The following is a 15,748-nucleotide window of genomic DNA, read 5'->3' on the forward strand; positions in this document are numbered from 1 at the left end:
GCTATACTGATACTAGTAAGTGACAAAGGAGCAAGGCATGACCTACACAATCTTAATCGTAGAAGATGAGTATCTGGTAAGACAAGGCTTGACCAAGCTGGTCAATGTAGCGGCCTACGATATGGAAATCATCGGTCAGGCTGAAAATGGAAGACAGGCTTGGGACTTGATTCAAAATCAGGTGCCAGATATCATTTTAACCGATATCAACATGCCTCAGCTGAATGGCATCCAGTTGGCCAGTCTGGTACGAGAAACCTATCCTCAGGTGCATTTGGTTTTTTTGACTGGCTACGATGATTTTGATTATGCCTTGTCTGCTGTCAAACTCGGTGTAGATGACTACTTGCTCAAGCCCTTTTCTCGTCAGGATATTGAGGAAATGTTGGGGAAAATCAAGCAAAAACTAGACAAGGAAGAAAAGGAAGAGCAGTTACAAGATTTATTGACCGATAAGTTTGAGGGAAACCTGGCCCAGAAAATCCAGTCCCATCTGGCTGACAGCCAGTTTAGTTTGAAGTCTTTGGCCAGTGACTTGGGTTTTAATCCGACTTATCTGAGTTCCTTAATTAAGAAAGAGTTGGGGTGCCTTTTCAGGATTATCTGGTGAGAGAGCGTGTCAAACAAGCCAAGCTCTTGCTTCTGACCACAGATTTAAAGATTTATGAGATAGCCGAAAAGGTTGGATTTGAAGATATGAACTACTTTACCCAACGTTTTAAACAGATTGCAGGTGTGACACCTCGTCAGTTTAAGAAAGGGGAAGGCCGATGAAGCGTTCTTCTCTTTTAGTTAGAATGGTTATTTCCATCTTTCTAGTCTTTCTCATTCTCCTAGCTCTGGTTGGGACTTTCTACTATCAATCGAGTTCATCAGCCATTGAGGCCACTATTGAGGGCAATAGCCAAACGACCATCAGCCAGACTAGCCACTTTATCCAGTCTTATATCAAAAAATTAGAAACCACCTCGACCAGTTTGACCCAGCAGACGGATGTTTTAGCTTATGCTGAGAATCCCAGTCAAGACAAGGTCAAGGGAATTCGAGATCTGTTTTTGACCATCTTAAAGGCAGACCAGGACTTGAAAACGGTGGTACTGGTCACCAAATCCGGTCAGGTTATTTCTACAGATGACAGTGTGCAAATGAAAACCTCATCAGATATGATGGCTGAGGATTGGTATCAGAAGGCCATTCATCAGGGAGCTAAGCCAGTTTTAACCCCAGCTCGTAAATCAGATAGTCAATGGGTCATTTCTGTTACTCAGGAACTGGTTGATGCAGAGGGGGCCAATCTTGGTGTGCTTCGTTTGGATATTTCCTACGAAACTCTGGAAGCCTATCTCAACCAACTCCAGTTGGGCCAGCAGGGCTTTGCCTTTATCATCAATGAAAATCATGAATTTGTCTACCATCCTAAACGTACTGTCTATAGCTCAGCGAGTGAAATGGAGGCCATGAAACCCTACATCGAGACAGGCCAGGGCTATACTTTAAATCACCAATCCTACGTCAGTCAGGAAAAGATTGCAGGTACTGATTGGACGGTTATAGGTGTTTCTTCGCTGGAGAAGTTAGACCAGGTTCGGAGTCAACTCATGTGGACCTTGCTTGGTGCTAGTGCCTTATCTCTTCTTGCCTGTCTCTGCTTGGTGTGGTTCAGTCTCAAGCGTTGGATTGCCCCTTTGAAGGATCTGAGAGAAACCATGCTGGAAATTGCTTCTGGTACACAAAATCTTCGTGCTAAGGAAGCTGGTGCCTATGAACTGAGAGAAGTGACTCGCCAATTTAATGCCATGTTGGATCAGATTGATCAGCTGATGGCAGCTATTCGCAGGCAGGAAGAAGCGACCCGGCAGTATGAACTTCAAGCACTGTCGAGCCAGATTAACCCCCATTTCCTCTACAATACTTTGGACACTATCATCTGGATGGCTGAATTTCAGGATAGTCAGCGAGTGGTTCAGGTGACCAAGTCCTTGGCAACCTATTTCCGCTTGGCGCTCAATCAAGGGAAGGATTTGATTTCTCTTTCTGATGAAATCAATCATGTCCGCCAGTACCTCTTTATCCAGAAACAACGCTATGGTGATAAGCTGGAGTATGAGATTGATGAAGATCCTGCTTTTGGTAACCTAGTCTTACCCAAGTTGGTGTTGCAACCTCTTGTAGAAAATGCTCTTTACCATGGTATTAAGGAGAAGGAAGGTCAGGGCCATATTAAAGTCTCTGTTCAGAAACAGGATATAGGGCTTGTCATCCGCATTAAGGATGATGGTGTTGGTTTCCAAAATCCTGGTGATAGCAGTCAAAGTCAGCTCAAACGTGGGGGAGTTGGCCTAAAAAAATGTCGACCAACGACTGAAACTTCATTTTGGAGAACATTACCAGATGAAGATTGATTCTGTACCATCAAAAGGGACGACAGTGGAAATATACATAAATAGAATAGAAACTAGTTAACTCCCAGTCAATTCTGGGAGTTTTATGTGTAATTGGGCAAGCTTTCTAGGTTGTCTATCTTGCTAAAACGTAGAAAAAACGATATGATAGATAGTGACAAAAGAGGTATCAAGTATGAAGGAAAAAGACATTCAAAGAGAAACAGGACTGATTGTTGAAGATGTATTAGAAAAGGCCAATTTGAAGCAAGGCTCCATCTTTGTTCTGGGCCTTTCTTCTAGTGAAGTGATAGGTGGTCAGATTGGCAAGGAATCCAGCCAAGAAATTGGGGAAATCATTGTGAAGACCATCCTAGCTATCCTAGAGGAAAAAGGAATTCATCTAGCTGTTCAAGGTTGTGAACATGTCAATCGAGCCCTCGTTGTTGAACGTCAGGTGGCAGAGCAGCTTGGTCTAGAAATCGTCAGTGTCCTTCCGACTCTTCATGCAGGAGGTTCGGGTCAGTTGGCAGCCTTCAAGTTTATGCAGGATCCAGTTGAGGTTGAATTTATCAAGGCCCATGCTGGATTGGATATCGGAGACACTGCAATTGGCATGCATGTCAAGCATGTTCAGGTGCCGATTCGCCCTCTTTTGAGAGAGATTGGGCATGCCCATGTAACGGCTCTAGCCAGTCGTCCCAAATTAATCGGAGGTGCGCGTGCGCATTATCCACAAGATTCTATCAGAAAGTCGTGAGAATGAAAAAAACAAAACAACAACTAGAAAAAATCACCAAATATTCGATTCGTAAGCTCACTGTTGGGGTAGGTCCTGTAGCCATCGGGGCCTTCCTTTTTGGTGCAAGTACTCTTTCAGTAGATAAGGTACATGCCAATGAAATCGGTGGTGCTCATAACGTTCATTACCGTTATTTAGCAGAGCAGGAATTGACCGAGTCTGAAAAAGCCCTGATTCACCATGAAGTTCCTGCAGAATTTCAAGATGATGATGTTATTTATGTAGTCTATCGAAAGAAGGCAACTAATAGTCAACAACTTCCTTACACAGGAAGTAAGGAGTTTGCTTTGGCAGGTCTTGGTTTGGCGACAGCCTCTTTAGCGGTTTTATTAGTTTCCAAGAAGAAACACCGTAGTAAAATACTCGGCGTTTTATTAATCGGGTCTATTGGAATGAGTCATTTTGTCCCTTTTACTACTTTTGCATTTGAGAACAAAGAGCTGCTTTCTTATAACCAAACTATTTCGGCCTCTACACATGAAGGCTTGGCTAAAGGTGTTATTCATATTGAAGGATATGAGTATGTTGGTTACTTTAAAGAATCAAAGTCTAAGACCAATATAAGTAGTAAAAAAGGTGAGTCGGTAGTTCAAGAGTCACAAGCAGAATATTCAGGAAAAATTGAGTCCAAAGGCAGTCAGGAAACGGGTAAAGAGGGCGAATCTTTAGTTCAAGAAAGTCTACCAAAATATACTGGCAATGTTGAGTCCAAAGGCAGTCAGGAAACAGGTAAAGAGGGCGAGTCTTTAGTTCAAGACAGCCTACCAGAATATACTGACAATGTTGAGGCTAAAGGCAGTCAGGAAACAGGTAAAGAGGGCGAGTCTTTAGTTCAAGACAGCCTACCAGAATATACTGACAATGTTGAGGCCAAAGGCAGTCAGGAAACAGGTAAAGAGGGCGAGTCTTTAGTTCAAGAAAGTCTTCCAGAATATACTGGCAATGTTGAGGCCAAAGGCAGTCAGGAAACTGGCAAAGAAGGTCAGTCCCTCGTTCAAGAAAGCCTACCAGAATATACTGGCAATGTTGAGGCTAAAGGCAGTCAGGAAACAGGTAAAGAGGGCGAGTCTTTAGTTCAAGAAAAGTTACCTGAATATAAAGTAACTGAGGGCGCGGTTACGAAAGAAACTACTACGGAGCTTGACTATAAGACAGAAATTATCGAAGATCCAACCAAATATACGGATGAAGAAACTGTCGTCCAAGATGGAGAAAAGGGTAGTCAAATTACCAAAACGACTTATAAGACTATTGAGGGTGTTGAGACTGACCAAGTTTTAAATACAACTACAACTGTCATCAAAGAACCAGTCACTAAAAAAATAAGTCGTGGTACGAAACCAATTGAAGGAACTCTGGTAGAAGAAAGTCTTGAAAAGATTCCGTTTAAGGAAAAGGTTGAAGAAGATGATCAACTGAAAAAAGGTGAAAGAGTTACTGTCAAAGAAGGAAAAGACGGACAGAAAAAGGTTATAAAAACTTATAAGACAATTAAAGGACTGAAGACTGAAGAAGCACCGAAAGTTGTCGAACAGGTTTTAGAGTTGGATCAAGATCGTATCGTTAAATTAGGAACTAAAAACTTTGAAAAACCAATTTTAAGTTTGTCGCTAATCGATGTTAAAGATTTAAAACGAACATCTCAAATTCGTTACAATTTGGAAAATCCAAGTAAGGCAGCTATTAAATCCATCACCTTAACTCTGAAAAAAGGCGATGAAATTGTAAAAACATTGACTGTTTCACCAGACGACTTGACTGTCACTTTGGCTGATTTGCAGTACTACAAGGATTATAAAATTGAAACCAAGATGGTTTATGACCGTGGAGAAGGTGATGAGGAAGAAGTTCTGAAAGAAGAACCGCTAAGAATTGACCTCAAAAAAGTTGAAATCAAGAACATCAAAGAAACAAGCTTGATGAGCGTGGACGCTGATGGTAACGAAACAGACACTAGTTTGCTTACAGAAAAACCAGCTGATCTTGCTCCACTTTATTTACGAGTGACCACTCATGATAACAAAATAACAAGACTGGCTGTTGATAAAATTGAAGAAGTCACAGTTGATGGCAAGGCCTTATATAAGGTCACTGCTACAGCACCGGATTTGATTCGACGTAATGCTGATAATACACTTAGCGAAGAGTATGTACATTACATTGCCAAGCCCAAAGCCCATGAAGGAGATGTTTACTATGATTTCAATGACCTTGTAAAAGCGATGCAAGCTAATCCTAGTGGTACGTTCAAGCTTGGGGACAATCTAAATGCAACCAACGTTAAACCAGCAGGGAAATCTTATGTGACGAAGTCTTTCAAAGGTACACTAATAAGTACGGATGGTAATAAATTTACTATTAGTAATACGATAAGACCTTTATTTGGCGACATCGAAGGTGGTACAGTTAAAGATTTACTACTTGAAAACGTAAATATTGATATGCCAGGAACGGATAAAATTGCTCCAATTGCAAATGTTATAAAAAATAATGCTACTATCGAAAACATTAAAGTAACAGGTAAAGTTGTTGGAAATAACGATGTATCTGGTATTATCAATAAAATCGATGGTAGTGGTACAGTTCGCAACGTAGCATTTATCGGTAAAGTACACGCGGTTGGAAATAAAGGTGGTTATCTAACAGGTGTTGTTGGTGAAAACTGGAAAGGTATTATCGAAAAAGCTTATGTTGATGCTGAAATCACTGGTAATAAAGCTAAAGCTGCTGGTATTGTGTATTCATCTCAAAATGGTGGAAATAATAACACCGTAGGCAGGGAGGGTGTTCTGAAGCATTCTGTAGCGAAAGGATTTATCGAACTTAAAGAATCTCTTATGTCAGGTGGACTGATAGGGACGAACTGGGCCTTAGGTGCTATAGAAGACAACATTACTATGATGAAGGTCAAAACAGGTGAAATGGTGTTTGGACACTCAGATATTGATGCTGATGATTACTTCACTTATTCAAGAACAAAACGTAACTTTAGTGTTGAAGGTGTAAGTGAAGGTAAAAAGACTTATAAAAATTCGAAAAAGGTTTCTAGTATTACAAAAGAAAAAGCAGATGAATTAGTCTCTAAAATGGGGATCACTGCTAATCAATTTACAAGCACTAAACCCGTTGAAGATAAACTGAATAACATTGTAAGTAAAGAGAACCAATATAAAGCAATTGATGATTACGATGCTTCTCGTGAGCTTGCTTACCGTAATATCGAAAAGCTTCAACCGTTCTACAATAAAGAATGGATTGTCAATCAAGGAAATAAAATTCCTGCTGGTTCTAAATTATTAACGACTGAAGTATTATCTGTAACTGGTATGAAAGATGGTCGATTCGTGACTGACTTATCTGAAGCTAGTCACATTATGATTCACTATACAGATGGTACTAAGGAAGAAAAAGCTATCACACGTAAAGCTGATTCTCAAGTACAACAAGTTCGTGAATATAGTATAGAAGGTCTTGGTGACATCGTTTATACACCAAATATGGTTGTTAAAGATAGAACACAATTAATCAACGATATTAAATCGAAATTAGACAGCGTTCAGTTGATTTCACCTGAAGTCCGTGCTCTCATGGATAAACGTAACAAACCAGCTGAAAACAGTGATGACCATAAGAATAATTACATCCGTAATCTCTTCTTGGAGGAAAGTTTTGCGGATGTTCGAACTAATCTTGATACGTTCGTAAAGGCTTTGGTAGAAAATGAAGACCATCAATTGAATAGTGATGAAGCAGCTATGAAAGCTCTTCTCAAAAAGGTGGAGGATAACAAAGCTAAAATCATGATGGCTCTGACTTATCTCAATCGTTACTATGATATCAAATATGGCGATTTGAGTATCAAAGACATCATGATGTTTAAACCGGATTTCTATGGTAAGACATCAAACGTTCTTGATCATCTTATCCAAATTGGTTCAAGCGAAAAAAACTTGAAGGGTGATCGTACACAGGACGCTTATCGTGATATGATTGCTGGGGGCACGGGTAAAGGCAATCTTCATGACTTCTTGAAATATAATATGACACTGTTCACAAATGAAACAGATATGAATACCTGGTTTAAAAATACCGTGTCTAAAAATGTTTATGTTGTCGAAAAGAAATCTTCGAATCCAGCTTTTGCAGATAAGAAGTACAAACTGTATGACGGATTGAATAACAATATTCATGGTCGAGCTATTTTACCGCTGTTGACTTTGAAGAACGCACATATGTTTTTGATTTCGACCTACAATACCATTGCCTATAGCTCGTTTGAGAAATATGGTAAGAATACAGCAGAAGAACGTGAAGAATTTAAGAAACAGATTGACTTACGTGCGCAAGAGCAAATCAATTACTTAGACTTCTGGTCAAGACTTGCAGCTGATAATGTCCGTAACCAACTTCTCAAGAGCGAAAATATGGTCCCTACAGCTGTGTGGGATAACCAGGATGTACCAGGTCTTGGTTGGGTGGATCGCATGGGTCACACTAAGAATGGCGATTTCGCCCCAATTCGAGAATTCTATGGTCCTACAGGTAAGTGGCATGGAAATAACGGTTTAGGTGCCTATGCAACCCTATATGACAATCCTCAACCGCAAGAAGCAGTGTATTATGTCATCGCTAGTCTAATTAGTGACTATGGTACCTCAGCATTTACACACGAAACAACACATATCAATGACCGTATGGCATATCTAGGTGGATGGCGTCATCGTGAAGGAACCTATGTTGAAGCCTTTGCCCAAGGTATGTTACAATCACCATCCTTAACCAATTATAATGGTGAATATCGCTCGCTCGGTCTTAACATGGCGTATGAACGTCCAAATGACGGAACACAGATTTACAATCCGAATCCGAATATGCTACAGAGTCGAGAAGCTATTGACCACTACATGAAAAACTATAACGAAGCTTTGATGATGTTGGATTATCTAGAAGCTACAGCTGTATTTAATAAGAACACTAGCACAAATGATAAGTGGTTTAAGAAAATTGATAAAAAATGGCGTGAACAAGCTGAAGGGAACAAATTGATTGGTGAACCACATCAGTGGGATTTAGTTCGTGATTTGAATGATGATGAAAAGAATACGAAGTTGACAAGTATCGACCAATTGGTTGATGGAAACTTTGCTACCAAACATGGATTACCAGGAAATGGTCATTACCGTCCTGAAGGATATGATACCGCTTATACAGTTGTCAACATGATGACAGGTATTTACGGAGGTAACACAAGTAAGAGTGCTACTGGATCTATTTCCTTCAAACACAATACCTTCCGTATGTGGGGTTACTTTGGTTACTTGGATGGATTCATCGGATATGCCTCTAACAAGTATAAACAAGAATCTCAAAAAGCTGGAAATAAAGGTCTTGGTGATGACTTTATCATCGAAAAAGTTTCTAACGGACGTTTCCATACACTAGAAGAATGGAAGAAAGCTTGGTATCACGAGGTGTACAATAAAGCTCAAAAAGGTTTGGTAGAAATTGAAATCGATGGACAAAAAATTTCAACCTATAATCAGTTGCAAGAATTGTTCAACGATGCGGTTGAAAAAGACCTAAAAGGTAATGATTTCAAAAATACTGTAGATCTTAAATGGGGGATTTACAAACAACTCCTTAAAAACACAGACGGTTTCTCTGGTGATCTATTTACTGCATCACAAGCATAGGATGACTAAAATCGTAAAAAGGTAGATCAGCTTTGTCTGTATCTACCTTTTTATGCTATACTTAGGATATGCATAGAAAAACAGTGATTGATTTTAGGGCTTTGGGGGAGAGATACATCTTTACCCAGCCTATCAAAGAGTTAAAAACGAGAGATTTAGCAGAAGTGGCGGACTTACTGGCACAGGTGGAAAGCTACCAAGAGCAGGGCTATTATGTAGTGGGCTATGTCAGCTACGAGGCTGCACCTGCATTTGAGGAGAAATTAGCAGTTCATAAAGCTCCTTTACTAGCAGAGTATCTGCTATATTTTACAGTTCATGATAGGGTAGAAACATCACCTATTCCTCTGACTTATGAGGAAGTAGATTTGCCTTATGATTGGCAGGAAGAAACATCTGCAGAGAACTATGAAAAGGCTATTGCTCAGATTCACCATCATTTGCGGCAGGGGGACACCTACCAGGTCAACTATACTGTCCAACTAAAGCAGGACTTAAGTGCTAATCCATTTGCCATCTACAATCATATGGTGGTAGAGCAGGAGGCGGGCTACAATGCCTATGTGGAACATGACGAGATGGCAGTGATTTCCATGAGCCCAGAGCTCTTTTTTGAGCAAAACGACCGGGAATTAACGACTCGCCCGATGAAGGGAACGACTCAGCGCGGGTTGACTGACCAAGAAGACCTTGCCCAAGCTAGCTGGCTAGAACAGGATCCTAAAAATCGCTCTGAAAATATGATGATTGTGGATCTCTTGCGCAATGATATGAACCGTATTTCTGAGGTGGGGAGTGAGCACGTGGAGCGTCTTTGTCAAGTGGAACAGTATTCAACTGTTTGGCAGATGACTTCAACCATCAAGAGTCAGTTGCGACCGGATGTGGACCTAGTTGAAATCTTTCGTTCGCTCTTTCCATGTGGATCCATCACAGGAGCTCCCAAAATTGCGACCATGGAAATCATTAAGGACTTGGAGTCCCAACCACGCGGAGTCTACTGCGGAACGATTGGTCTCTTACTTCCAAATGGGCGCCGGATTTTTAACGTCGCTATTCGGACGATTCAACTGCATCAAGGAAAAGCCATCTATGGAGTTGGCGGAGGGATTACTTGGGATAGTACTTGGGAATCTGAATACCAAGAGGTTCATCAAAAGGCGGCTGTTCTCTATCGTAAACAAGCACGTTTCCAACTGATTACGACTGGGAAAATCAGCCAGAAGAGCTTGTTGTTTGAAGAGCAACATTTAGAAAGACTGACAAAGGCGAGTCGTTATTTTGCCTATCCTTATGATGCAGAAGACTTGAGACAAAGGATAGAGGAAGAGTGTCAGGCTTGTGAAGCTAATCAAGATTACCGTTTGCGAATTAGTCTCAGCAAGTCTGGAGAAATAGAACTCAGTCGCCAAATCTTAACACCCCTCAGTCCAAGTTTCTGCAAAGCCAAACTTTGTCTGCAAGAAGCAGATTTGAATCAAGCCTTTACCTACTTCAAAACAACTAATAGACCACACTTAAGTCTAGGGGAACAGGAAATCATTTACCATAATGCAGCAGGAGAACTTCTTGAAACCTCTATTGGAAATTTGGTTCTGAAAATCGCTGGGAAACTCTACACACCGCCTATCAGACTTGGAATTTTGCCAGGGATTTACCGCCAGCATTTGCTAGAAACAGGAGAAGTAGAAGAGAAAGTCTTGACCTTGGCAGACTTAGCCCAAGCTCAAGCTATTTATGGTTGTAATGCAGTAAGGGGCTTGTATGAGTTGACAATTAAATATGAAGAAGTAGTGATTTAGAAAATGAAGAATCAAAATTAAAACTAAAGTTGAGCAAACCTTTGCATCGGTCACTATATTTTGATATACTATATCTGTAAGCATTTTCAATTAAAAAGGAGAAGACGATGAGTCAAAAGATTATTGGGATTGACCTTGGTGGAACTTCTATCAAATTTGCAATCTTAACAACAGCAGGTGAAATCCAAGAAAAATGGTCTATCAAGACCAATATTTTGGATGAGGGAAGCCATATCGTTGATGATATGATTGAGTCTATTCAACATCGTTTGGACTTGCTTGGATTGGCAGCAACAGACTTCCGAGGCATTGGGATGGGATCACCTGGTGTGGTTGACAGTGAAAAAGGGACTGTTATCGGTGCCTACAACCTCAACTGGAAAACCCTTCAACCGATTAAAGAAAAGATCGAAAAAGCCTTGGGTATTCCGTTCTTCATCGATAATGATGCCAACGTAGCTGCTCTTGGTGAGCGCTGGTTGGGGGCTGGTGAAAACCAACCAGACGTTGTCTTTATGACCCTTGGTACAGGTGTTGGTGGCGGTATCGTGGCAGAAGGCAAATTGCTCCACGGTGTTGCTGGTGCGGCAGGAGAACTTGGTCATATCACTGTTGACTTTGACCAACCAATCGCTTGTACTTGTGGTAAGAAAGGCTGTCTTGAGACAGTTGCTTCTGCGACTGGGATCGTCAATTTGACCCGTCGCTATGCTGATGAGTATGCTGGTGATTCTCAACTAAAAAAACTGATTGACAACGGCGAAGAAGTAACAGCTAAAACTGTCTTTGACCTTGCAAAAGAAGGGGATGACTTAGCGCTCATTGTCTATCGTAATTTTTCACGATATTTAGGAATTGCCTGTGCCAATATCGGATGTATGCTAAATCCTTCAGCTATTGTTATCGGTGGTGGGGTGTCTGCTGCAGGGGAATTTCTTTTGCAGGCTGTCCAAAAAGTATATGATGAGAATACTTTCCCACAAGTTCGTACCACGACAAAATTGGCTCTTGCAACTTTAGGAAATGACGCTGGAGTTATCGGAGCAGCATCGCTTGTATTACAATAAGATAATAAAAGGGGAAAAACACTAACTTGAAGCGAGTGATTTTCCTCCTTTCTTTTTTTATGCTATACTAGTTAAGACAATAAATGAGGTGAGAGTAAATGACAAAAGCAGATACGATTTTTAAAGAAAATATTGAACGAATCCTCAGAGACGGTGTCTTTTCTGAGCAGGCACGTCCCAAGTATAAGGATGGGACTGTTGCCAACTCCAAGTACGTAACGGGTGCCTTTGCCGAGTATGACTTGGCTAAGGGGGAATTTCCCATCACAACCTTGCGTCCCATTGCGATCAAATCCGCTATCAAGGAAGTGCTCTGGATTTACCAGGATCAGTCTAATAGCCTAGAAGTGCTAAATAGCAAGTACAATGTCCACTACTGGAATGACTGGGAAGTGGGAGATACGGGAACTATTGGTGAGCGCTATGGGGCAGTCGTTAAGAAACACGATATCATCAACAAGCTTCTCAAGCAGTTGGAAGCCAACCCTTGGAACCGCCGCAATATCATTTCGCTCTGGGATTACCAAGCTTTCGAAGAAACAGATGGGTTGCTCCCATGTGCCTTTCAGACCATGTTTGATGTCCGTCGTGTTGATGGGGAAATCTATCTGGATGCGACCTTGACCCAGCGTTCTAATGATATGCTGGTGGCCCACCACATTAACGCTATGCAGTACGTGGCTCTTCAAATGATGATTGCCAAGCATTTCGGCTGGAAGGTTGGGAAGTTTTTCTATTTTATCAACAACCTTCATATCTATGATAATCAGTTTGAACAAGCAGAGGAATTGCTCCGCCGTGAGCCGTCAAACTGCCAACCACGCTTGGTTTTAAATGTTCCTGATGGGACCAATTTCTTTGATATCAAAGCGGAAGACTTTGAGTTGGTTGACTATGATCCAGTTAAGCCGCAGCTGAAGTTTGATTTGGCTATTTAAGAAATAAAAAGAAGTTGAGAAATCTCAACTTCTTTTGTATATTAATGTGATACGCGGCGGCGAGCTGCTTTTTTGCGGTTTTCTTCGATGAAAGCTGCTTTTTGCTCTTCTGGCTCAATCACTTTCTTTTTAATTGCGTATACTGCACCTGCAACGGCAGCGACAGTTCCTGCGACACCTGTTACAAGACCTTTAGCGAATCCTTTAGCCATGAGTCTTCCTCCTTTATCTTCCCGAACAGTCAGGCTCCTCAAGTGGTAGCATTTTTCTGACTGACCTTTTTGTGATATAATAATAGTAACGAAAAAATGGGAATTTTTCAAGGAAAAAAGATGAAAACAAAAATAATTGTGATTGTTGGACCGACTGCTGTTGGGAAGACAGCCCTTGCTATTGAAGTGGCCAAGCGCTTTGGTGGAGAGGTGGTCAGTGGCGACAGTCAGCAAGTATACAGAGGGTTGGATATTGGGACGGCCAAGGCTAGCCCAGAGGAACAAGCTGTTGTTCCTCATCATTTGATTGATGTCAGAGAGGTGACCGAGTCTTACTCGGCTTTTGATTTTGTTTCAGAAGCTAAGAAGGCTATTGAGGATATTCATAACCGTGGTAAGCTAGCTATTATCGCGGGTGGTACAGGGCTTTATATCCAGAGTTTGCTGGAAGGATACCATCTAGGTGGAGAAACACCTCATGAGGAGATTTTAGCTTATCGGGCTAGTTTGGAGCCTTATTCAGATGAGGAATTAGCCCATCTCGTGAAGCAAGCAGGTCTTGAAATTCCCCAGTTTAACCGTCGTCGTGCGATGCGTTCCTTGGAAATTGCTCATTTTGGTCAGGATTTGGAAAATCAAGAGACCTTGTATGAACCTCTGATTATCTGCTTGGACGATGAGCGCAGTCAGCTTTATGAACGGATCAACCATCGAGTGGATTTAATGTTTGAGGCTGGGTTATTGGATGAGGCCAAGTGGCTTTTTGACCATTACCCTGATGTGCAGGCTGCTAAAGGAATTGGCTACAAAGAACTCTTTCCTTATTTCCGTGGAGAGCAGACTTTAGAGGAAGCTAGTGAGACTCTCAAACAGGCGACTCGACGTTTTGCCAAGCGTCAGCTGACCTGGTTTCGTAATCGCATGCAGGTCACCTTTTATCATATAGGAGAGCCTGACGTACAGGACCGCATTTTAAGCCAGATAGAGGAGTTTTTAGATGATTGAAACGGAGAAAAAAGAGGAACGGGTCCTGCTCATCGGTGTGGAATTGCAGGGTATGGACAATTTTGATCTCTCCATGGAAGAATTGGCCAGTCTAGCCAAGACAGCTGGTGCAGTCGTTGTGGATAGCTACAGGCAAAAACGGGAAAAGTATGACTCCAAGACCTTTGTTGGTTCTGGTAAGTTGGAAGAGATTGCACTCATGGTAGATGCGGAAGAAATTACTACTGTCATCGTCAACAACCGCTTGACTCCACGGCAAAATGTCAATCTGGAGGAAGTTCTGGGAGTTAAGGTTATTGACCGTATGCAGTTGATTCTGGATATCTTTGCCATGCGGGCTCGAAGCCATGAAGGGAAACTCCAAGTCCACCTAGCCCAGCTCAAATATCTCTTGCCCCGCTTGGTTGGTCAGGGGATTATGCTCAGCCGTCAGGCAGGGGGAATTGGTTCCCGTGGACCTGGTGAAAGCCAGCTGGAGTTGAACCGTCGTAGTGTTCGTAATCAAATCACAGATATCGAGCGTCAGCTTAAGGTGGCTGAGAAAAATCGGGCGACAGTCAGAGAAAAACGTCTGGAGTCAAGCACCTTCAAGATTGGTTTGATTGGCTACACCAATGCAGGGAAATCAACCATCATGAATACCTTGACAAGTAAGACCCAGTATGAGGCTGATGAGTTGTTTGCGACTCTGGATGCGACGACCAAGAGTATCCATTTGGGAGGCAATCTTCAGGTGACTTTAACGGACACTGTTGGCTTTATCCAAGACTTGCCAACAGAATTGGTGTCCAGTTTCAAGTCGACCTTGGAAGAAAGCAAGCATGTGGATTTTCTGGTTCATGTCATTGATGCCAGCAATCCTTACCACGAAGAGCATGAAAAAACAGTCCTGTCCATCATGAAAGACTTGGATATGGAGGATATTCCCCGCCTGACCCTTTATAATAAAGCGGATTTGGTGGAGGATTTCACGCCGACACAAACGCCATACGCCCTCATTTCTGCCAAGTCTGAGGATAGTCGGGAAAACTTGCAAGCATTATTGCTAGATAAGATTAAGGATATTTTTGAAGTCTTTACCCTGCGCGTTCCTTTTTCTAAGTCCTACAAGATTCATGATTTAGAAAGTGTAGCGATTCTGGAGGATCGTGACTACCAAGATGATGGAGAAGTCATTACAGGCTACATTTCCGAGAAAAATAAATGGAGGTTAGAGGATTTTTATGACTGATATCAAAACCTTGGCTCTAAAGTATGGAGGTTATACAAGTCTGGATAAGGTCTATCTGGATCAGCTTCTAGCTGGCAAAACAGAGCAGGAGCAGTTGGCTCTCATCACACCTCCGCCTAGTGTAGTCAATGCCTACTTTGCTGAACTCTACCAGAAAAAGAGTCCTGAGGCTGCGACGGATTATTTTGCAGAACTCAGTCAGGAACTGAACCTCTACAATGCTGAGCCAAGTTTCACCTTTGAAAATAAGCCTTTTATTCGTCTTAATTTATCTGGCAAATCTTTTGGATTTTGCTATGAGAGTGAGGGGCTGGGGCGGATTTTCTCTGAAAATGAAGAGGAAATCTCGGATGACTTGCTCTTTGAAATTGCGCAAATTTTCCCCCATCAACTCGTCTTTGAAGAGTCTGGCAAGATTTACCTGAAAGCTGTCGGGGATGAGGAAGTTGTTAGTGTGGAGAGCCTCACAGTTTTGACAGATTTGGAAAGTTTGGCTGATGGTCGCAAGCGTCTCAAAGGATACAGCCAAGAGGATTTACTGCAAGAAGCTGTTGCTTTTTCTGGCAAGCGCTATTTCCGATCGGAAAACCGCACAGCCATGTTATATATTGATTAAT

General features: G+C 41.8%; 9 protein-coding genes and 2 pseudogenes. 10 read left to right on the forward strand and 1 reads right to left on the reverse strand.

Going from position 1 to position 15,748, the window contains the following annotated elements:
- Window positions 1–37: 37 nt before the first annotated feature.
- From SORDD15_RS01125 to SORDD15_RS01155, 7 genes and pseudogenes are all read left to right on the forward strand, one after another.
- Window positions 38–774 (forward strand): annotated as a pseudogene (locus tag SORDD15_RS01125) (response regulator transcription factor).
- Window positions 771–2,463: pseudogene (locus SORDD15_RS01130) on the forward strand (cache domain-containing sensor histidine kinase). The pseudogenes SORDD15_RS01125 and SORDD15_RS01130 overlap by 4 nt, the downstream one beginning before the upstream one ends.
- A gap of 114 nt (window positions 2,464–2,577) precedes the next feature.
- Window positions 2,578–3,141: a TIGR01440 family protein gene (locus tag SORDD15_RS01135; protein ID WP_061413631.1), complete on the forward strand. Its 564-nt coding sequence runs from the start codon at window positions 2,578–2,580 to the stop codon at window positions 3,139–3,141.
- Between the two features lie 2 nt (window positions 3,142–3,143).
- A complete protein-coding gene (locus SORDD15_RS01140) occupies window positions 3,144–8,876 on the forward strand; it encodes a ZmpA/ZmpB/ZmpC family metallo-endopeptidase (RefSeq protein ID WP_061413633.1) in 5,733 nt (1,910 codons plus the stop codon).
- A 68-nt stretch (window positions 8,877–8,944) separates the two neighbouring features.
- Window positions 8,945–10,678, forward strand: a complete 1,734-nt coding sequence (gene pabB, locus SORDD15_RS01145; RefSeq protein WP_061413635.1) for an aminodeoxychorismate synthase component I — start codon at window positions 8,945–8,947, stop codon at window positions 10,676–10,678.
- Window positions 10,679–10,785: 107 nt separating this feature from the next.
- A complete protein-coding gene (locus SORDD15_RS01150; RefSeq protein ID WP_061413637.1) occupies window positions 10,786–11,745 on the forward strand; it encodes an ROK family glucokinase in 960 nt (319 codons plus the stop codon).
- A 98-nt stretch (window positions 11,746–11,843) separates the two neighbouring features.
- The gene (locus SORDD15_RS01155; protein ID WP_061413639.1) at window positions 11,844–12,683 is read left to right on the forward strand and encodes a thymidylate synthase; all 840 of its coding nucleotides are present in this window, start codon (window positions 11,844–11,846) and stop codon (window positions 12,681–12,683) included.
- Between the two features lie 41 nt (window positions 12,684–12,724).
- Here the strand turns inward: SORDD15_RS01155 and SORDD15_RS01160 are convergent, their stop codons facing one another.
- On the reverse strand, window positions 12,725–12,895 hold the full coding sequence (locus SORDD15_RS01160; RefSeq protein WP_001051782.1) for a DUF3042 family protein: 171 nt from the start codon (window positions 12,893–12,895) through the stop codon (window positions 12,725–12,727).
- Between the two features lie 120 nt (window positions 12,896–13,015).
- Between SORDD15_RS01160 and miaA the strand changes: the two genes are divergently transcribed.
- Genes miaA through SORDD15_RS01175 form a run of 3 tightly spaced genes read left to right on the forward strand, consistent with a single transcriptional unit; the run spans window position 13,016 to window position 15,747 of the window.
- On the forward strand, window positions 13,016–13,900 hold the full coding sequence (gene miaA, locus SORDD15_RS01165) for a tRNA (adenosine(37)-N6)-dimethylallyltransferase MiaA (RefSeq protein WP_061413641.1): 885 nt from the start codon (window positions 13,016–13,018) through the stop codon (window positions 13,898–13,900).
- Window positions 13,893–15,131: a GTPase HflX gene (gene hflX, locus SORDD15_RS01170; protein ID WP_061413643.1), complete on the forward strand. Its 1,239-nt coding sequence runs from the start codon at window positions 13,893–13,895 to the stop codon at window positions 15,129–15,131. The genes miaA and hflX overlap by 8 nt, the downstream gene beginning before the upstream one ends.
- On the forward strand, window positions 15,124–15,747 hold the full coding sequence (locus tag SORDD15_RS01175) for a hypothetical protein (protein ID WP_061413645.1): 624 nt from the start codon (window positions 15,124–15,126) through the stop codon (window positions 15,745–15,747). Before hflX ends, SORDD15_RS01175 begins: the two co-directional genes overlap by 8 nt.
- Window position 15,748 lies beyond the last annotated feature (1 nt).

Source organism: Streptococcus oralis, from assembly GCF_001578935.1.
GTDB classification, from domain to species: domain Bacteria; phylum Bacillota; class Bacilli; order Lactobacillales; family Streptococcaceae; genus Streptococcus; species Streptococcus oralis_R.